At 72.3% G+C, this 19,807-nt stretch carries 14 protein-coding genes; 11 read left to right on the top strand and 3 right to left on the bottom strand.

The window, feature by feature from the left end; translation table 11 throughout:
- Positions 1–15: 15 nt before the first annotated feature.
- Complete coding sequence (locus tag ACFYOY_RS22255) at positions 16–1,866, top strand: glycoside hydrolase family 97 catalytic domain-containing protein (protein ID WP_388589014.1); 1,851 nt, start codon at positions 16–18, stop codon at positions 1,864–1,866.
- 525 nt (positions 1,867–2,391) lie between these two features.
- Here ACFYOY_RS22255 and ACFYOY_RS22250 read toward each other — a convergent pair.
- A complete protein-coding gene (locus tag ACFYOY_RS22250; RefSeq protein WP_351878503.1) occupies positions 2,392–3,216 on the bottom strand; it encodes a TetR family transcriptional regulator in 825 nt (274 codons plus the stop codon).
- 115 nt (positions 3,217–3,331) lie between these two features.
- Positions 3,332–5,170, bottom strand: a complete 1,839-nt coding sequence (locus ACFYOY_RS22245; RefSeq protein ID WP_388589010.1) for a 3-hydroxyacyl-CoA dehydrogenase family protein — start codon at positions 5,168–5,170, stop codon at positions 3,332–3,334.
- A 394-nt stretch (positions 5,171–5,564) separates the two neighbouring features.
- Between ACFYOY_RS22245 and ACFYOY_RS22240 the strand changes: the two genes are divergently transcribed.
- Positions 5,565–6,245, top strand: coding sequence for a HEAT repeat domain-containing protein (locus ACFYOY_RS22240; protein WP_137967928.1), 681 nt, complete (start codon positions 5,565–5,567; stop codon positions 6,243–6,245).
- A gap of 73 nt (positions 6,246–6,318) precedes the next feature.
- On the opposite strand, the gene ACFYOY_RS22235 is transcribed toward ACFYOY_RS22240, so the two are convergent.
- Complete coding sequence (locus ACFYOY_RS22235; protein WP_351878497.1) at positions 6,319–7,362, bottom strand: Rv2578c family radical SAM protein; 1,044 nt, start codon at positions 7,360–7,362, stop codon at positions 6,319–6,321.
- A 159-nt stretch (positions 7,363–7,521) separates the two neighbouring features.
- Between ACFYOY_RS22235 and ACFYOY_RS22230 the strand changes: the two genes are divergently transcribed.
- From ACFYOY_RS22230 to ACFYOY_RS22190, 9 genes are all read left to right on the top strand, one after another.
- Positions 7,522–7,965, top strand: coding sequence for an SRPBCC family protein (locus ACFYOY_RS22230; protein ID WP_351878494.1), 444 nt, complete (start codon positions 7,522–7,524; stop codon positions 7,963–7,965).
- 413 nt (positions 7,966–8,378) lie between these two features.
- Positions 8,379–10,718 carry an MFS transporter gene (locus ACFYOY_RS22225; RefSeq protein WP_388589215.1) on the top strand — a complete coding sequence of 780 codons (2,340 nt, stop codon included), beginning with the start codon at positions 8,379–8,381 and terminating at the stop codon, positions 10,716–10,718.
- 165 nt (positions 10,719–10,883) lie between these two features.
- Entirely contained in the window at positions 10,884–13,370 is a 2,487-nt protein-coding gene (locus tag ACFYOY_RS22220; protein WP_351878491.1) for a SpoIIE family protein phosphatase, read from the top strand.
- On the top strand, positions 13,367–14,086 hold the full coding sequence (locus ACFYOY_RS22215; protein WP_351878488.1) for a class I SAM-dependent methyltransferase: 720 nt from the start codon (positions 13,367–13,369) through the stop codon (positions 14,084–14,086). Before ACFYOY_RS22220 ends, ACFYOY_RS22215 begins: the two co-directional genes overlap by 4 nt.
- Positions 14,087–14,269: 183 nt before the next feature.
- A complete protein-coding gene (locus tag ACFYOY_RS22210) occupies positions 14,270–15,103 on the top strand; it encodes a M55 family metallopeptidase (RefSeq protein ID WP_014055737.1) in 834 nt (277 codons plus the stop codon).
- Positions 15,096–16,436, top strand: coding sequence for a M20/M25/M40 family metallo-hydrolase (locus ACFYOY_RS22205; protein WP_388589005.1), 1,341 nt, complete (start codon positions 15,096–15,098; stop codon positions 16,434–16,436). Before ACFYOY_RS22210 ends, ACFYOY_RS22205 begins: the two co-directional genes overlap by 8 nt.
- A gap of 15 nt (positions 16,437–16,451) precedes the next feature.
- A complete protein-coding gene (locus ACFYOY_RS22200) occupies positions 16,452–18,518 on the top strand; it encodes a S9 family peptidase (protein WP_388589002.1) in 2,067 nt (688 codons plus the stop codon).
- A complete protein-coding gene (locus tag ACFYOY_RS22195; protein ID WP_388589000.1) occupies positions 18,515–19,258 on the top strand; it encodes a 4'-phosphopantetheinyl transferase family protein in 744 nt (247 codons plus the stop codon). Before ACFYOY_RS22200 ends, ACFYOY_RS22195 begins: the two co-directional genes overlap by 4 nt.
- Positions 19,251–19,805, top strand: a complete 555-nt coding sequence (locus ACFYOY_RS22190; RefSeq protein WP_388588998.1) for a GNAT family N-acetyltransferase — start codon at positions 19,251–19,253, stop codon at positions 19,803–19,805. Before ACFYOY_RS22195 ends, ACFYOY_RS22190 begins: the two co-directional genes overlap by 8 nt.
- Positions 19,806–19,807 lie beyond the last annotated feature (2 nt).

The raw sequence follows: 19,807 nt of genomic DNA, 5'->3' as shown, positions 1-19,807 counted from the left end.
GAACGAGGAGGAACGATGCATACGGCACGATCAAAGGTCACCAGAGCCGTGGCCGCGCTCGCCTGCGCGGCGGCCGTGCTGGTGCCGCTCCGGGCGGCGGCGGCATCGGACGGTCGTGCGCAGGACTGGCGGCTGGCCGGGAAAGGGCAGGTCAGCGGCGAGCTCAGGCTGAGCAACGAGGGCGAGCTGACGCTGGCCGCACGCCATGGCGCCACCACCGTGCTGCGGCCGTCGGGCTTGGGTATCCGCACCGCGGAGACCGATTTCAGCAAGGGCTTGCGGTTCGCGGGGCGCAGCGACCGTAAAGTCCACGAGACCTATACGACCACCACTGGCCGCCGCACCCATCACACCTCCGACGCCTCCGAGTCGACCTTCACCTTCCGCAAGGACGGGCGGACGCTGAAGGTGGTCATCCGAGTCTCGGCCGACGGGCTGGCCTACCGCTATGTAGTGCCGGACAAGGGGACGGTCACCGTCCTCGGCGAGCACTCGGAGTTCGCCGTCCCGCCGTCCGCCGACTCCTTCCTCCTGCCGTACGACAACGGCCGCCAGGACTACGAATCCGCCCATGACCACGGCAAGGTCGCCGACGCCAAGGCGGGCGACTACGGCTATCCGTCGCTCTTCCACATCGGCAAGAGCTGGATGCTGATCGAGGAAGCGGATCTGAACAGCTCGTACGGCGGCTCCCGGCTCGCCCTCGACTCCGCCGCCGACCGCTTCAAGCTCACCCTCCCCGACCCCGCCGAGGTCAGCGGCCCCGGGCTGACCACGCCCTGGCGCACCATGGTCATCGGGGATCTCGCCACCGTCACCGAGAGCGATCTGCCGACCGATCTGGCCGCCCCCTCGAAGGTCGCCGACACCTCATGGATCAAGCCGGGCCGGGCGGCGTGGTCCTGGTGGTCGGACGGGCAGAGCCCGACCAGCCTGGACGCCCAGAAGAAGTTCGTGGACTTCGCGGCGCGCGAGGGCTGGGAGTACATCCTGGTGGACTCCGGCTGGAGCGACTCCTGGATGCCCGAGCTGACCGCGTACGCCAAGGAGAAGGGCGTCGGCGTCTGGCTGTGGGCCCGCTGGCAGACGATCGACGCGCAGAGCGAGCGCGACCGGCTCTTCCCGCTGTGGAAGTCCTGGGGGATCGCCGGGCTGAAGATCGACTTCCTGGAGTCGGATGGCCAGGACCGGATGCGCTGGTACGACGCGGTCTTCAAGGACAGCGCCCGGAACCAGCTGATGCTGAACTTCCACGGCGCCACCATCCCGCGCGGCCAGGAGCGGACCTGGCCGCAGCTGATGAGCACCGAGGCGGTCAAGGGCGCCGAGGGCACCCGCCCCAAGCCGGGCCGCCAGCCCTTCCCGGCGGCGCACTACACGACCTTGCCCTTCACCCGGAACCTCATCGGACCCATGGACTTCACACCGGCGACCTTCACGGGCGTACGGCCCACGAGCGACGCGGCCGAACTCGCGCTCTCGGTCGTCTACGAGTCCGGGGTGCAGCACTTCGCCGACAGCGTGGAGTCGTACGAGAGCCGGCCGGCGGAGCTGAAGTTCCTGAACCAGGTGCCCACGGTGTGGGACGAGACGCGGCTGGTCGACGGCGACCCCGGCGACCGCGCCGTCCTGGCCCGCCGCTCCGGCGACACCTGGTACCTGGGCGCGATCACCTCGGGCGCGGCCCGCACGCTGGACGAGCCGCTGGGCTTCCTCGGCAAGGGCGGCTGGCGGATCGAGGTGTGGAAGGACGGCCCGGACGGCAAGGTCGTCACCGAAACCTACGAGGTCACACCGGACTCGCGGCTCTCGGTGGACGTCCCGAAGAACGGCGGCTTCGCCGCCAAGCTGACCAAGACCGGCTGACGCGCCCGCACCGCCCCGACGGCACCGGGGCGGCGCCGAGCCGGGCCTGAGGCCCGGCGGGGGCGGGATCTGCCTTGTGGGGGGCGGGCCCCGCCCCTCGTCTCCGCCGCGGCCACCCCGGTCGAAGACCCAGGCCACTGGGCTCGAGGGGGCCCGGCCCGGCGGCGCCAGCACGGCCGGGCCGGCGCTGCGCCTGCGCCCGGGCCGGTCGCGGTGCTGCCCCTGGGCCGGCCGCGGGACGGGCGGGCGCCCTGTGCCACCAGGGCGCGGTCGCCGGCGAGACGGGAGGGGGTGGGGCCGCAGGGGTGGTGTCCTGGACGCTTTCGCATATGTGTGGCGCCAATCCCCGGCCCACACCACGCCCCCGGGCGCCGGCGCCGTAAATATGCGGTCCAGGGCGCCGCACCGGAGGCCCCGCCCCCGGCACCCACCACATCCGCACGGGCGGGCCACCCCAGCCCATGACGCGGGCCACCCGGTCCGGGAGTTGCGGCCCCGGACCGGCGAACCCGAAGCGCCAGAGCGCTACCGCTTCAGCGCTTCCTTGATCGTGCGCATCACCTCGGCCAGCGGCGCGTCCGTCCGCGCCACCATCACCACCACCTCGTCCTCGTCCGTCGGCGACACCGTCGCCGCGGGGCGGCTGCCGGACGGGATGGGGCGGGCGCCGATGCCGCTCCCGAAGGTTTCGCGGACGATCGCGAAGGCGTGGTCCAGCTGGGACTCCACATCGCCCTGGCCGCCCGCCCGCAGCCAGCGCCGCAGCACATGGTTGTGGGCCGTGACCACAGCCGACGCGGCGACCTCGGCCAGCAGCGGATCGTCGTCGCCGTCGTGGTGGGCGCCCTCGTCGAAGTGGCCCAGCAGATAGCGGGTGAACAGCCGTTCGTAGCGGGCCACCGAGGCGATTTCCCGCTCCCGCAGCGCCGGTACCTCGCGGGTCAGCCGGTAGCGCTCCACGGAGACGGTCGGCGCGGCCGCGTACATCCGCATGACCTCCTTGATCCCGCGGCACACGGTGTCCAGGGGGTGCTCATGCGGAGGTGCCGCGTCCAGCACCGCCGCCGCCCGCACCAAGGTGTCGTCGTGGTCCGGGAAGATCGCCTCTTCCTTGGAGCGGAAGTGCCGGAAGAAGGTACGGCGGGCCACTCCCGCCCTGGCCGCGATCTCATCGACGGTCGTCGCCTCGTACCCCTGCGTCGCGAACAACTCCATCGCCGCGGCCGCGAGTTTGCGGCGCATGGACAGACGTTGAGCCGCGGCGCGGCGACTTCCCGCGCTCTCACCGCCACCGGATGAGGGGGATCGCTTCGTACGCTCCGTACGCGTGGCCTTCACGGGCTGGGACATGTGGGGAACGTAACACGCTTGTGAGTGCCGGTGCGGGGGCAGACCGACGGAAGGCTCCAGCAGCCCGCCCCACCCGGAACCGGACTCAGACGGTCCGCCCCACCCGGAGCAGAATTCAGGCTTTGGCATACTCGCGGAAGCCGCGCCCGGTCTTGCGCCCCAGGCACCCCGCGGCCACCAGATGCTCCAGCAGCGGCGCCGGCGCCAGGCCCGGTTCACGGAACTCCCGGTGCAGCACCCGCTCGATGGCGAGCGACACATCGAGCCCCACGACATCGAGCAGTTCGAAGGGGCCCATCGGATAGCCGCCGCCCAGCTTCATCGCGGCGTCGATGGCGTCCGGGGTGGCGTAGTGCTCCTGCACCATCTTCACGGCGTTGTTGAGGTACGGGAACAGCAGGGCGTTCACGATGAAGCCCGCCCGGTCGCCGCAGTCCACCGGATGCTTGCCCACCGCCGCGCACACCGCGTGCGCGGTCGCGCGCACATCGTCCGCGGTCAGCACGGTGCGCACCACCTCGACCAGCTTCATCGCGGGCGCCGGGTTGAAGAAGTGCAGGCCCACCACGTCCTGCGGGCGCGAGGTCGCCCGTGCGCAGGCCACGACCGGCAGCGAGGAGGTGGTCGTCGCCAGCACCGCACCGGGTTTGCAGACCTTGTCGAGCACCTTGAAGAGCTCCTGCTTGACGACCAGATCCTCGGCCACCGCCTCCACGGCCAGATCCACTTCGGCGAACGCGTCGAGCGCATCGGCCGCGGTGATCCGCTCCAGCGCCTGCTCCCGGGCCCGTTTGGTCATCCGCCCCTTGGACACCGACCTTTCCAGGGATTTCCCTATGCGGGCCTTGGCCCGCTCGGCCTTCTCCAGGGTCCGGCCGGCCAGCACCACCTCCAGGCCCGCCTTCGCGAAGACCTCGGCGATCCCGGAGGCCATCGTGCCCGAGCCGGCGACGCCCAGGGCGCGCACCGGACGCGCCCCTTCCGTGGAGTGCCGCACCTCGGCCGTCGCGGCGTCCGGGACGACGGTGGCGCTGCCCGGCGCCTCGTACGTGTAGAAGCCGCGGCCCGCCTTACGGCCGGTGAGACCGGCCTCGGAGAGCTGCCCCAGGATCGGCGCGGGCGCGTGCAGCCGGTCGCCGGAGGCGGCGTACATGGCCTCCAGGACGGTGCGGGCGGTGTCGATGCCGATCAGGTCGAGCAGGGCCAGCGGCCCCATCGGCAGCCCGCAGCCGAGGCGCATCGCGGCGTCGATGTCCTCCCGCGCCGCGTACTTGGCCTCGTACATCGCGGCGGCCTGGTTGAGATAGCCGAACAGCAGCCCGTCGGCGACGAATCCGGGCCGGTCGCCGAGCGCCACCGGCTCCTTGCCCAGATCGCGGGCGAGCGCGGTGACCGCCTCGACGGCCGCGGGGGCGGTCAGCACGCTGGAGACGATCTCGACGAGCTTCATCGCGGGCGCCGGATTGAAGAAGTGCAGGCCCAAGACCCGCTCCGGATGGGCGGATTCGGCGGCCAGCCGGGTCACCGACAGCGCGTTGGTGCCGGTCGCGACGATCGCCGTGGGGCTGATGACGGTGTCCAGCTCGGCGAAGACCTCGTGCTTGGTGTCGTAGTCCTCGGGCACCACCTCGATCACCAGCTCCGCGTCGGCGGCGGCGCGCAGATCGGTGGAGATGCGGAAGCGGTCGAGGATCCCGGCGCGCTCCCGCTCGGTGATCCGCTCGCGGTGCACGGCGCGGGCGGTGGCGACCTCGAGCGCGGTGACGGCTCGGCGGCAGGCGCTTTCGTTGATGTCGATGCCGATCACCTCGCGGCCCGCCCGGGCCAGGATTTCGGCGATGCCGGTGCCCATCGTGCCGAGCCCGACGACGGTGACAGTAGTGAGCGGGGCCCGGGAGGGGGAGAGATCAGAGGGGGACGCAGTGCTGACGCCGGTGTGTGGGAGACGGTCCATCGCGGACTCCAGAGGGTGTTCCCCGTGGACGGGGATGAAGTGACGACTGAGGGGAGCTCGTGTCATGCCACTGATGCCGTTCACGCCACGCATGCGCGGGGGGCTGACGCGGCTGACACAAATCCCCGATGGAAGGGCTTGCACGCTCCCTTACGGACAGCGCCGCACGGAGGAAACTGCCCGTGGGAGACACGCGGCCGGCCCTGTCCCGGGGCCATGCCGTACTCGCTTTTCTGGAACTGCCGAACCGACGTCACACAAGGCGGCTGCGTCACCAGGCCGCCGGAGCAGGGGTGCTGCTCGTGTCGCCATATTAACTCGCGGGTAACCAAGATGCCAGAGCTCAAAGTGCGGCCGTGCCCGGGCGCGGCCCACCGGGGAGGGGAGACCTCGTATGGACGAAGAATTCCGGACGCTGACGGAGCGGGTACGGGCCTCGCTCTCAACCCCGCAGGAAACGGCGGCCCATGCCTCGCTGCTCGCGCTCGTACGTCAGGGCACCCCCGCCGCGCGCGAACAGCTGGCCCGCATCCTGGTAGCGCCGGAGCAGCCGCTGTGGGCGCGTGAGACGGCCGCCTTCGTGCTCGGCAGCGCAGGAGACCGCCGGGCCTTCGAAACCCTGGTCCTCCTGCTCAACTACCGCGAGCCGGCCCGCTGTGCGACCGCAGCCCGGGTGCTGGCCCGCCTCGGCGATCCGCGCACCGCGCGGGCCGCCGCCGCCCTGGCCACGAACCCGCTGCGCACCGCGTACTCCCTGCACCCCATCCGGCTGCTGGTGGAGCTGCGGGCCGCCGAGTCCGTACCGGCCCTGGTCGCCGCGCTGGAACGGCAGTTGGGGGCCCGCGACCGCCACTGGGCGATCGCCCGCGCCTGCGTCGAGGGTCTGGGGGCGATCGGCGACGAGCGCGCCATCCCGGCGCTGACCGCCGCCGCCCAGCACATACGCCTCAGCGCGGCGGCCGCCGCCGCCCTGGCCCGCATCACCGGCGAGGGCGCCGTCACGGGTGGGGGCGCCCCGGAACCGGCGGGCAAGGGCGGCGCGGCGGAGAAGGTGGGTGAGGCGCGCGTGCCGTGAGGGGCAGCAGGGACACCGCCCGCCGCGGGGCGCGTGTGCTCACGGCGGTGCGCGCATGCTCACCCGCGCCTGCTCACAGCAGGGACAGCTGGGCGGGCGCCGGCGGTGAGTCGGCCCGGGTGTCCGGCTCCTCCGGCTCCTCCGGCACATTGCGGTGCGCGCCCGCCGCGTACGGGCCGATGCCGTACTCGGCGGCGAAGTCATGGACCATCCCGGTGATCCGCCGCTGATACCACTTCGGCGCGTAGGAGCCGCCCTCGTACAGCGCGTCGTACCGCCGCAGCAGCCGAGGGTGGTGGTGGGTGAGCCAGGTGGTGAACCACTCGCGGGCGCCCGGGCGCAGATGGAGCACCAGCGGGGTCACGGAGGTGGCTCCGGCCTGAGCGATCGCCCTTACGGTGGCGCGCAACTGCTCGGGGGAGTCGCCGAGAAAGGGGATCACCGGGGCCATCAGCACGCCGCACGGGATCCCGTGGGAGGACAGCGTCCGTACGACGTCCAGGCGCCGCTCGGGCGAGGGCGTGCCCGGCTCGACGGTGCGCCACAGCTCGCCGTCGGTGAAGCCGACCGAGACCGAGACGCCGATGTCGGTGACGCGTGACGCCCGCCGCAGCAGCTCCAGATCGCGCAGGATCAGCGTGCCCTTGGTGAGGATCGAGAACGGGTTGGCGCGCTCCACGAGCGCCGTAAGGATGCCGGGCATCAGCTGGTACCGGCCCTCGGCACGCTGGTAGCAGTCCACATTGGTCCCCATGGCGATGTGCTCACCGGCCCAGCGGCGCGAGGCCAGCTCGCGGCGGAGCAGCTCCGGCGCGTTGGTCTTCACCACGATCTGGGAGTCGAAACCGATCCCGGTGTCCAGGTCGAGATAGCTGTGCGTCTTGCGCGCGAAGCAGTAGACGCAGGCGTGGGTGCAGCCGCGGTACGGGTTCACCGTCCACTCGAAGGGCATCCGGGAGGCCCCGGGCACCCGGTTGATGATCGAGCGCGCCCGGATCTCGTGGAAGGTGATCCCGCGGAACTCCGGGGTGTCGAAGGTACGGGTGGTCACCGCGTCCGCGGCGAAGAGGGCCGGGGTGGCCGATGTGTCGTCTCGGGTCAGGTTGTCCCAGCGCATCGCAGGCACCTCCGGGTCTCGCTCGTTACCACAATAGAACACATGTTTGATTGGTTTTCGTCAACCCCCGATTTGGGCGGGTGACCCCGAGGTGGTTGGCTTGCGCTCGTCAAGGCGTCACGGGCTGGGGGCGCCACGTCGAGCGCGGAGGGACATGCGATGGGCCAGGTCGAGGCCACCACGGAGCGGATCGTCACGGGTAAGCCCGAGGACGTGTTCGACGCACTCGCTGACTACCGCGAGGCCCGCCCCCGGCTGCTTCCGCAGCAGTTCAGCGAGTACGAGGTGCGCGAGGGCGGCGACGGTGAGGGCACCGTTGTGCACTGGAAGCTCCAGGCCACCAGCAAGCGGGTGCGCGACTGCCTGCTGGAGGTCTCCGAGCCGAGCGACGGCCGGCTGGTCGAGAAGGACCGCAACTCCTCCATGGTCACCACCTGGACCGTCACCCCGGCGGGTGAGGGAAAGTCGCGGGTCGTCGTCACCTCGACCTGGACCGGCGCGAGCGGCATCGGCGGCTTCTTCGAGCGGACCTTCGCCCCCAAGGGGCTGGCCCGGATCTACGACGAACTGCTGGCCAAGCTCGCCGCCGAGACCGCCCAGTAGCGCTCGGCACGCCCTGATCCCGTCCCCCGGACCAAACGTCGCACTCACCGGTTCGGGTGGTTTTCTCCGCGGTCCGGCATACCCCCCGCACACACTCCCACCGGGGGGAATGCCGTCTACAGCCCCTCGTCGGTGATTCGTCGCTGTTTGCCCCTGGTTGCGCGTGATGCGAGAAATGGGCGGCGCAGGCGTGACGAGGGGAGAAGGACGTGGGCGGCACCACCGGGACCACCGGGGCCACCGTGCCGAAGCGGCGAGAGAGCCACGAGCGGCACGGGGGGTACGAACCGGCGGGCCCTCCCGCCCACGCGACCGACGACGGAACCGACGGGGCCGGGGGCGCGGGCGCGGCGCCGCCTCCGGTGGCGGGCGCCGCCCCGGCGCCCGCCCCGCTCAGCCCGGCCCGGGTGCGGATGGTCTTCTTCGGGCTGATGCTCGCGCTGCTGCTCGCGGCCCTCGATCAGACCATCGTCGCCACCGCCCTCCCCGAGGTGGTCGGCGAACTCCACGGCCTGGACAAGATGTCCTGGACCGTCACCTCCTACCTCCTCGCGGTCACCATCGTGCTGCCGGTCTACGGCAAGCTGGGCGACCTCATCGGCCGTAAGAGCGTCTTCGTCTTCGCGATCGTCGTCTTCGTCGCCGGATCCGCGCTCGCGGGCTGGTCCCGCACGATGGACGAGCTGATCGCCTTCCGGGCGGTGCAGGGCGTGGGCGCCGGCGGTCTGATGATCGGCGTCCAGGCGATCATGGCCGATATTGTTCCGCCTCGGGAACGCGGCCGCTATATGGGGCTCATCGGCGCCGCCTTCGGCCTCGCCTCGGTGGCCGGGCCGCTGCTCGGCGGGTTCTTCACCGACCATGCCTCCTGGCGCTGGTGCTTCTACGTCAATGTCCCCTTCGGGATGGTCACCCTCGCCGTCGTGGCCGCCGTCCTCAAGGTCCCGGAGCCGCCGCGGCGGGCGCGCTTCGACTACCTGGGCGCACTGTTCCTGTCGCTGTTCTCGACCTGCGCGGTGCTGCTGACGAGTTGGGGCGGCACGGAGTACGCATGGGGCTCCCGCGTCATCCTCGGGCTCGCCCTGGGGGCGGCGGGTTCTGCGGTCCTCTTCGTCGTCGTGGAGTGCGTCGTCCCCGAACCGATCATCCCCATGCGGCTGTTCCGCGACTCGGTCTTCTGCGTCAGCGGGCTGATCGGCGCCGTCATCGGTGTCGCCCTCTTCGGCGCGGCCAGCTATCTGCCGACCTTCCTGCAGATGGTCGACGGCGTCTCGGCCACCGAGTCGGGGCTGCTGATGGTGCCCATGATGGGCGGCATGGTGCTGGCCTCGATCATCTCCGGCCAGCTCATCAGCGCCACCGGCCGCTACAAGGTCTTCCCCATCGTCGGCGGGCTGATCTCCGTCGTCGGCATGTGGCTGCTCTCCCGGCTGGAGGAGGACACCTCCCGCCAGGACTACAGCCTGTGGATGGGCGTCCTCGGGCTCGGCCTCGGGCTCGTCCTGCCGGTGCTCATCCTCGCCGTGCAGAACGCCGTGCCCGCGGCCGACCTCGGCTCCGCCACCAGCGCCAACAACTACTTCCGGCAGATCGGCGGCAGCGTCGGCGCGGCCGTCTTCGGCACGCTCTTCGCCAACCGGCTCGCCGACCGCCTCGAGGTCGACCTGCCCTCTGGAGCCGCGTACGGGCGCGGCGGCGACGGATCCGGTCTGCCCGACCCCGACTCGGTCACCCCGCAGATGGTGCACGCGATGCCGGGCGCCCTGCGGGACGGCTACATCGCGGCGTACGCCCACGCCATGCCGCGGATCTTTCTCTATCTCGTGCCGGTGCTCGTCCTGGGCTTCCTGCTCGCCTTCCTCCTGAAGGAGAAACCTCTGGTGTCCCACACCGACTATGCCGTCCAGCAAGACCTGCAAGACCCCGTGGTGCCGGCCGCGCGCACGGGCGCCCGGCACGCCGCGGCGGCCGCGCCCTCCGCGCCGCCACCCTCCGCGGGCGTCCCGGTCTGCGGCACGGTCCAGCACCACGACGGCACCTCGGTCCCTCGGGCGGCCCTGACCCTCATCGACATCGGCGGACGCCAGATCGGGCGCGGTGCCACCGGGGAGGACGGGCGGTACGCGCTGAGCACGCCCGGCGCCGGATCGTATGTCCTGATCGCGGCGGCCGGCGGCCACCAGCCGCGGGCGGTCAGCGTCACCGTCGGGGACCGGCCGGTCGACCTGGACGTGGTCCTCGGCGGGGCGGGGCGGCTCGCCGGTGCCGTCCTTACGGCGGACGGCACCCCCGTAAGGGAGGCGACCGTCACCCTGACGGATGTGCGCGGCGAGGTCGTCGCGTCCACCCGCAGCGGCCGCGAAGGGGGCTATGTGATGGACGAGTTGGTGGCGGGTGAATACACCCTCGCCGCCAGCGCCCCCGCGTTCCGCCCCGCGGCCCTCCCCGTCTCCGTCCAGGCCGCCCGCGAGACCCGGCAGGACATCGAACTGGCCGGTGGCGCGGTCCTGCGCGGGGTCGTCCGGGCCACCGGCGGCCGGGTGGTGGAGGACGCCCGGGTCACGCTGCTGGACGCGGCGGGCAATGTGGTCGACACGGCGACGACGGGCCCGGACGGCGCGTTCCGCTTCATCGACCTGTCGGCGGGCGAGTACACGGTCATCGCGGCCGGCTACCCGCCGGTGGCGACGGTCCTCCAGGTCGCGGGCGGCGGCCGTACGGAGCGTGATCTCCAACTGGGCTACGAGGACTAGGCCCGGAGCCCCGCCGGGAGACGCCGCGACGCCTCCCGGCGGCGGCCTCCTTCGCACGTACCCGCACATGACACCTATTCGGGTATTGGCTCCCGCGGACGTCCGCAACAGCCGTACCGTGGGTAGCGCTGTCGCAGATCTTGCGTGCGAAGGAGTCTTCCGCCTATGGAGTACGGCACGTCGCGCTGCGACGACGGCCGGGGCGAGCCGCCCGCGGTGCCGGAGCAGCGCAGGGGTGTCCACGGGAGGATGCCGCTCGCGGTCGTCGTCATCGACGCCGAAGGGCGCGTCACGCATTGGAGTTCGGGGGCCCGCAGGCTCTTCGGCCCCACACGCGAACAGGCCGTCGGCTGCCCAGCCGTCGACCTGATGCCGGTCTCGGGGGCGTTACGCGGCGCGGAGGTGCGCACCGACGCGACGGGCCACCCCGAGCTCGACGATTCGCTGCTCGGCACCATGTACTACCCCACCGCGGGCCGGGCCCGTATGGCGGACCCGGCGCATGGCCGGGCGGACGTCCTGTGGTGGGCGTATCCGCTGGTGGGCCCCGGGCCGGAGCGGCTGCTGGTACTGGCCGCGGACGCCAATGGAGTGGGCGGGGACGCGCTGGGGCAGGACGAGCGGATCGCACCCGGCTTCGCGCTGCACACCGAATTCTCCGGCGCCGAACGGCTGGCCGGACGGTTGCCGGACATCCTGCCCAACATGGGCCCGGCCACGGCCGGCCGGATCGTCGCCCAGGTGCTGGAACTGGGCTATCCGGTACTGGAGATCAGCCACCACGAGCGCGTCCCGGTGACGCCGGACTGGGGGATGCCCCGCTACCGCGAGCGCCGGGCGCGTCAGGAGGCCGTACTGCGGCGCGCGGTCACGACGGACGGCGCACCGGATCGCGCGCACGCCTCCGAGCGGTCGCTGGACCCCGATGAGGTGGACCTGGAGTACGCGGCGGTCCGTGAGCGGCTGGAGTTCCTCAACGAGGTCAGCGGCAGCATCGGCACCTCCCTGGACCTCGCCCGCACCATCCGCGAGGTGACCAGCGCCGCCGTCCCGCGCTTCGCCGACTTCGCCGGTACCCATCTGCGCGCCCAGGTCCTGGCGGGCGAGGGGTTTCCCGACGGCCCGCCCGACGTCACCACCGTCTGGCACCGCGTCTGGGTCGAGCACAACGACGAACCGGGCCGCTGGGACGACACCGTGCCGGTCGGTGAGAGCATCGCGTTTCCCGAGCACACCCCGTTCTTCCAGTGCATGGTCACGGGCGAGCCGGTGCTCATCCCCTACATCAGCGACGAGGTGGGCGACCGGATCGCCGGGCAGTTCGAGAAGCGCGACCTCAGACCGCTGATCAACGGCCGGTCGATCCTGATCGTGCCGCTCAAGGCGCGCGATGTGGTGCTGGGCTTCATGGTGCTGCTGCGGCGCCCCGGGCGTGAGCCGTTCGACGACATGGACCGCACGACCGGCGCCGAACTGGCCGCCCGCGCAGGTCTCGTCCTCGACAACGCCCGGATGTACACCTACCAGGAGAACGTCGCCGAGACGCTCCAGGACAGCATGCTGCCCCAGGTGACCCCGCGCATGGCGGGCTGCGACACCGCGACCCGCTATCTGCCCGGGACCCGGCTCGGCAGGGTCGGCGGAGACTGGTTCGACACCATCAAGCTGCCCGGGTCGCGCACCGCGCTGGTGGTCGGCGACGTGATGGGACACGGGCTCACCTCGGCGGCGATGATGGGGCAGTTGCGCACCGCCGTGCAGACCATGGCCGCGCTCGATCTGCCGCCCGCCCAACTGCTGCGCACCCTCGACGACCTGGCCCAGCGGCTCGGCGAGCACTATCTGGCCACCTGTCTGTACGCCGTCTACGACCCCGTCAGCTCCGAGCTGGTGCTCTCCAACGCGGGCCATATCCCGCCCGTGCTGGTGCGGGCCCAGGACGGCCGCAGCGAGCTGCTGGACCTGCCGACCGGTGCGCCGATCGGCGTGGGCGGGGTGCCCTTCGAGACGGTGACGGTGCGGGTGGAGCCCGGGGACCGGCTGGTGCTGTGCACGGACGGCCTGGTCGAGGTGCGCGGCCAGGACATCGGCGCCGGGATCGCCGCGCTGTGCGAGTCCGCTGCGCATCCGGCGGCGTCCATGGACGACGCGTGCGACACCATCATCCGGGCGCTGGCCGCCGCCTCCCGGGACAAGGACGGCCGTGGCGGCCGTAAGGACGACGTGGCGCTGCTGATGGCCCGGCTGGGCGGCATACCGGCCGAGCATGTCGCCCAGTGGCGGCTCGCGCTGGACCCCAGCGAGGTCGGCCGGGCCCGCCGGCTGGTCCGCGAGCGGCTGCTGCGGTGGGGGCTGCCGGAGTCCGTGGAGACCGCCGAGCTTCTGGTGAGCGAGGCGGTGACCAACGCGATACGGCATGCCCACACCCACCATGTGCGGCTGCGCCTGGTCCGCACCGACGCCCTGCTGTGCGAGGTCACCGACGACGACCACGAACTGCCGGCGCTGCTGAGCGCGGACCGGGACGACGAGAGCGGGCGCGGGCTGCGGGTGATCAGCAAACTGGCGCGCGAGTGGGGTACGAGTCGCACGGGGCGCGGTAAAACGTTGTGGTTCGAGCAGGCGTTGGCACACCCAGGGGAGCGGCGATGAGCGTCTCGGAGCGCTACCGGCAGGCGTGGGAGAGCTACTGGCAGCAGACCTCGGACGCCCCGGGGGACGCCATCTGGGACGCGGATCCCTCGCTGAGCGCCGCCCCGCATCTGGACCTGCTGGCGCCGTACGCCGACCCCTCGCTGCCGATCGTCGACCTGGGCTGCGGCAACGGCACCCAGACCCGCTATCTGGCCTCCCGCTTCGGACCGGCGGTGGGCGTCGATCTGTCCCGCGCCGCGGTGGAGCATGCGCGGCGCGCCGATCCGGCGGGCGCGGCGGAGTACCGGCAGCTGAGCCTGACGGACGCGGCCGGGGTGGCGGAGCTGGCCCGGCGGCTCGGCGACGCCAATGTGTATATGCGCGCCGTCATCCACCAGAGCGAGGCCGCCGACCGGCGTCCGGTCGCGGAGGCGGTGGCCACGCTGCTGGGGCGGCGCGGGCGGGGGTTCGTCGTGGAGCTGACGGCGGAGTCCAAGGCCGTGCTGGCTGAGCTGGCGGCGAGCCCGGGCGGTCCGCCGCTGAAGCTGCGCCGGGTCTTCGACCACGGGCTGCGGCCGGCCGACGCGGCGGACAAGGAGGTTCCGGACGTGCTGGCGGAGGCCGGGCTGGAGATCCTCGCCGAGGGCCCGACGGCGCTGGCCCAGACGGAGCAGTGGCCGGACGGCTCACGGGTCGAGCTGCCGGCCCGCTGGTTCGTCGTCTCGCGGGCGTAGGGCCCCTTGCCCGTGGGTGGCCGGGGCGCGTGCCCGCGGGCGGTTGGGGCGCGTGCCCGCGGGTGGTCGAGGCGCGGCGGGCGCGCGCCGGACGAGGCGGGCACGGGCCGGTCCCGGCAGTGGACTGGACCAGTTATCCACAGGGGTGGTTCGGGTCGGGCGCGGCGCGTAACGTGACGAGGCATGAAGATCCTCATCAGCGCCGACATGGAGGGCGCCACCGGCGTCACCTGGCCGGCTGATGTGCTGCCCGGCACCCCCCAGTGGGAGCGCTGCCGCCGTCTGTTCACCTCCGATGTGAGCGCGGCCGTCGCCGGATTCCTCGACGGCGGTGCGGACGAGGTGCTCATCAACGAGGCGCATTGGACCATGCGCAATCTGCTGCTGGAAGAGCTGGACGATCGAGCCCAGATGCTCACCGGCCGGCACAAGAGCCTGAGCATGGTCGAGGGCGTGCAGCACGGTGATGTGGACGGAGTGGCGTTCGTCGGCTATCACACCGGCGCGGGCACCGAGGGCGTCCTCGCCCACACCTACCTGGCCAACTCGATCACCGGAGTGTGGGTGAACGGCGCGCGGGCGAGCGAGGGCCGGCTCAACGCCCTGGTGGCCGCCGAGTACGGGGTGCCGGTGGTGCTGGTGACCGGGGACGACAAGACCTGCGAGGACGCCGGGGACTATGCGCCGGACGCCCGTTCGGTCGCGGTCAAGGACTATGTCTCGCGCTATGCGGCGGTCTGCCGCACCCCCGCTCGCACGGCCGCCGACATCCGGGCGGCGGCGCGGGAGGCGGCGGTGCTGGCGGTGCGCCACGAGCCCGCCCGCGGCGGGCCGTTCACGGTGGAGCTGGAATTCGACGCCGAGCATCTGGTCGGGGCGGCGAGCGTCGTGCCGGGTGTGGAGCGCAGCGGTGAGCGGCGCGTCGCCTACACCTCACCGACCATGTACGAGGGGATCCGCTGCTTCAAGGCCGTCACAACGGTCGTCTCGGCCGCGGTGGAGGAGCAATATGGCTGACACGGACCGTCCGGAGACCATCGACGCCCAGACGCTCGACGAGGTGGTGCGGTTCACCTCCGAGCTGATCAGGATCGACACCACCAACCGCGGCGGCGGTGACTGCTCGGAGCGCCCGGCCGCCGAGTATGTGGCGGAGATGCTCGGCGATGTGGAGATCGAGCCCACCTTGCTGGAGCGCTCGCCCGGGCGCACCAATGTCGTGGCCCGGATCGAGGGCACCGATGCGTCCGCGCCCGCGCTGCTGGTCCACGGCCATCTGGACGTGGTGCCCGCCGAGCCCGCCGACTGGACCGTGCACCCCTTCTCCGGGGAGGTGCGCGACGGCGTCGTCTGGGGCCGGGGCGCCATCGACATGAAGAACATGGACGCGATGGTGCTCGCGGTCGTCCGGGCGTGGGCGCGGACGGGCGTGCGGCCGCGCCGGGACATCGTGCTGGCCTTCACCGCCGATGAGGAGGACAGCGCCGCCTGGGGCTCCGGCTTCCTCGCCGAGCGCCATGCCGACCTCTTCGAGGGCTGCACCGAGGGCATCAGCGAGTCCGGAGCCTTCACCTTCCACGCCGGGCCCGGGGCGCGGATCTACCCCATCGCGGCGGGGGAGCGCGGCACGGCCTGGCTCAAGCTCACCGCGCACGGCCGCGCCGGACACGGCTCCAAGGTCAACCGGGACAACGCGGTCAGCAGGCTCGCCGCCGCCGTCGCCCGGATCGGCGAGCACCGCTGGCCGGTCCGGCTGACGCCCACGGTGAAGGCCGCGCTCATCGAACTGGCCGCGCTCCAGGGCATCCCGGCCGATGTGGACGCCGCGGACTTCGACGTCGATGCCCTGCTGGCGAAGCTCGGGCCCGCCGCCGCCCTCATCGAGCCGACCGTGCGCAACAGCGCCAACCCCACGGTGCTGGAGGCCGGTTACAAGGTCAATGTGATCCCGGGCAGCGCCACCGCCTATGTGGACGGGCGGATGCTGCCCGGTGGCGAGGAGGAGTTCCACGACACCCTGGACCGGCTCACCGGGCCGGACGTGGAGTGGGAGTTCCACCACCGGGAGCGCCCGCTGGAGGCGCCGATCGACACCCCCACCTACCGGGCGATGCGCGCCGCCGTCGAGCACTTCGACCCCGGCGCCCACGCCGTGCCGTACTGCATGTCGGGCGGCACCGATGCCAAGCAGTTCTCCCGGCTCGGCATCGCCGGATACGGCTTCTCACCACTGCGCCTGCCCGAGGGCTTCGACTATCAGGCGCTCTACCACGCCGTGGACGAGCGGGTCCCGGTGGAAGCCCTGCACTTCGGCGTCCGGGTGCTCGACCACTTCCTGCAGAGGGCGTGAAGAACGGTGCGAACGGTGCAGCAGCAGACGGCCGTCACGGCCCCCTACGGAGCCTGGAGTTCCCCGGTCGACGCCGCGCTCGTCGCCTCGTACGACGGCCATCCGGAGTATGTGGGCACGGTCGGCGAGGAGGTGTGGTGGACCGCGCCGCGCCCCGGCGAGGGCGGCCGCCGCGCCCTGATCCGGCGGCGCATCGACGGCGCGGAGGTCACGGTGCTGGCCCCGCCGTGGAATGTGCGCAGCAAGGTGATGGGGTACGGCGGAATGCCCTGGGCCGCGGTGGACCGCGCGAGCGGCGGCCCGCTGGTGGTGTTCGTCCACTTCGCCGACCAGCGGCTGTACATCCATGAGCCGGACGCCCCGGCCGGGGGCGCGCCGCGCCCGCTGACCCCGCTGTCGGCGGTGGGGGAGGGGCTGCGCTGGGCGGATCCGGTGCTGCACCCGGAGCGCGGCGAGGTGTGGTGTGTGCTGGAGGAGTTCACGGGCGGAGGGCCGACGGATGTGCGGCGGGTGATCGCCGCTGTGCCGCTGGACGGTTCGGCCGCCGAGGACCGCGCGGCGGTGCGCGAGCTGACCGACGACCGGCACCGCTTCCTCACCGGGCCCCGGCTCTCGTCCGACGGCCGGCGAGCCGCCTGGATCGTCTGGGACCACCCCCGGATGCCCTGGGACGGCACGGAGGTGATGCTGGCCGATGTCGCGGAGGACGGCTCCTTCACCGGCGCCCGGGCGGTGCTGGGCGGGCCCGATGAGTCGGTCGCCCAGATCGAGTGGGCCGAGGACGGCGCGCTGCTCGCGGCCACCGACCGCACCGGCTGGTGGAATCTGCACCGTCTGGAGCCGCCGGAGGAGGCGGCCGGTGGGCGGGAATGGGCCCCGGCCGGACGGCCGGTGGCGCTGTGCCCCCGCGAGGAGGAGTTCGGGGGGCCGCTGTGGAAGCTGGGCCACCGCTGGTTCGCCCCGCTGGCCGGCGGTCTGATCGCGGTGCTGCACGGCCGGGGCGCGGCCGCCCTCGGCATCCTCGATCCACGGACTGGCCGGACGGCCGATGTGCCGGGCCCCTGGACCGAATGGGAGCCGACGCTGGCCGTGAACGGCACGCGCGTGGTCGGCGTCGCGGCGAGCCCGCACAGCGGCCATGAGGTGATGGAGCTGGACGTCTGCACCGGCCGCTCCCGGGTCATCGGCAGCGCCCACACCGACCCCGTGGACCCCGCGTACTACCCCCGGCCCCTGGCCCGCACCTTCACCGGACCGGACGGCCGGGAGATCCACGCCCAGCTCTATCCACCGCATCATCCCGGCCACACCGCACCGGACGGAGAGCTTCCGCCGTATGTGATCTGGGCCCACGGCGGGCCCACCGGCCGCGCCCCGCTCGTGCTCGACCTGGAGATCGCCTATTTCACCTCACGCGGCATCGGCGTCGCCGAGGTCAACTACGGGGGCTCCACGGGCTATGGCCGCGCCTACCGCGAGCGGCTGCGCGAGCAGTGGGGCGTGGTCGATGTCGAGGACTGCGCCGCCGTCGCCGGGGCGCTCGCCGACGAGGGCGTCGCCGACCGCGCCCGGCTCGCGATCCGCGGCGGCAGCGCGGGCGGCTGGACGGCGGCGGCCTCCCTCACCGCCACGGATCTCTACGCCTGCGCCACCGTCACCTACCCCATCCTCGACCTGGTCTCCTGGGCCACCGGCGGCACCCATGACTTCGAGTCGTGCTACACCGAATCGCTGGTCGGCCCGCTCGCGGAGGTGGCGGACCGCTACCGCGAGCGCTCCCCGCTGCACCGGGCCGACCGCATCGGCTCGCCCTTCGTGCTGCTCCAGGGGCTGGATGACACCATCTGCCCGCCCGAGCAGTGCGAGCGGTTCCTGGAGGCGGTGTCCGGGCGCGGTATCCCGCACGCCTACCTCACCTTCGAGGGCGAGGGCCATGGCTTCCGCCGCGCCGATACGATGATCCGCGCCCTGGAGGCCGAATTGTCGCTGTACATCCAGACCTTCGGGCTGATCAGATCCGATGTGCCCACCCTGGAGCTGCTGACATCGGCGGCCCCGATCTCCACTGGAGGAGCGAGTTGACACCCCCATCGGTCCCGCGCATCGTCGGCTCCGAGCCGCTGCCCACCGCCGTCGCCGGTGCCTGGCCGCAGGGCGGCGAGCCCGAGACCTGGCTGCTCAGCGTCTCCCGGTACACCGCGGCCATGGACGCGGGCGCGCCCGGCACGATCCTGGACGCCGGGGAGCGGGAGCGGGCCGCGAAGTTCCTGCGGGCGGAGGACCGCGAGCGCTATACGGCGGCCCATCTGGGGCTGCGCGAGCTGCTCGGCGCCTATCTGGGCATGTCCCCGGCCGACGTTCCGTTCACCCGCGAGGCGTGCCCCGGCTGCGGCGGTCCGCACGGCCGCCCCGCCGTGTCCGGCACCCCGCTGCACTTCAACATGTCGCACGCCGGTGATCTGGTGCTCTTCGCCTTCGCGGGCTCCGCGGTCGGCGTGGACGTGGAGAAGCTGCAGCCCGCCTCGGTGGTCGACCAGGTCGCCGAGAGCCTGCATCCCAAGGAGCGCGCCGAGCTGGACGCGCTGGCGCCGGCCGACCGGCCCGCCGCCTTCGCCCGCTGCTGGACCCGCAAGGAGGCCTATCTCAAGGGCCTGGGCACCGGCCTGTCCCGGGACCCCGCGGTCAACTATGTCGGCACCGGGCTCTCCGCCGTGCCCGTCGGCCCGTGGGGGATGACCGACATCCCCGTGGACGAGACGATATCCGGTGGCTCCGGCTATGCGGCGGCCATGGCGCTGCTGTCATCATTGCCGCATGCCTGACGTCCGGTATGTCACCGAGGGAACCCGGGCGGCCATCCGCCGCACCACCCGCGCGGACGGTGCGGAGTTCGTCAGGCGCGCCCGGGAGAGCATGGAGTTCCACCGCCCCTGGCTCACCCTCCCCACCACCGAGCGGGCCTATCTGCACTACATCGCCCAGCTGGAGCGCGAGGACCGCGAGGGCTTCCTCGTCTGTGCCCGGGAGACCGGGGACATGGTCGGGTTCATCAACATCAACAACATTGTGCGCGGCGCCTTCCAGTGCGGCTCGATCGGCTACGGAGCCTTTCCGCCCGCCGCCGGACAGGGCTATATGTCCGAGGCGCTGGGGCTCGTTCTGCGCCATGCATTCGGGCCGCTGGGGCTGCACCGCGTCGAGGTCAACATCCAGCCGGGCAACAAGGCGTCGTTGGGGCTGGTGAAGCGCCATGGCTTCCGGCTGGAAGGGTTTTCCCCAGACTTCCTGTATATCGAGGGCGCGTGGCGCGACCATGAGCGCTGGGCCATGACCAGCGACATGCTGGACCAGCTGACCGGTCCTGGCTGACG

This window comes from Streptomyces sp. NPDC007875 (assembly GCF_042868035.1).
Classification (GTDB): Bacteria; Actinomycetota; Actinomycetes; order Streptomycetales; family Streptomycetaceae; genus Streptomyces; species Streptomyces antimycoticus.
This window is presented reverse-complemented; position numbering and strand designations above follow the sequence as displayed.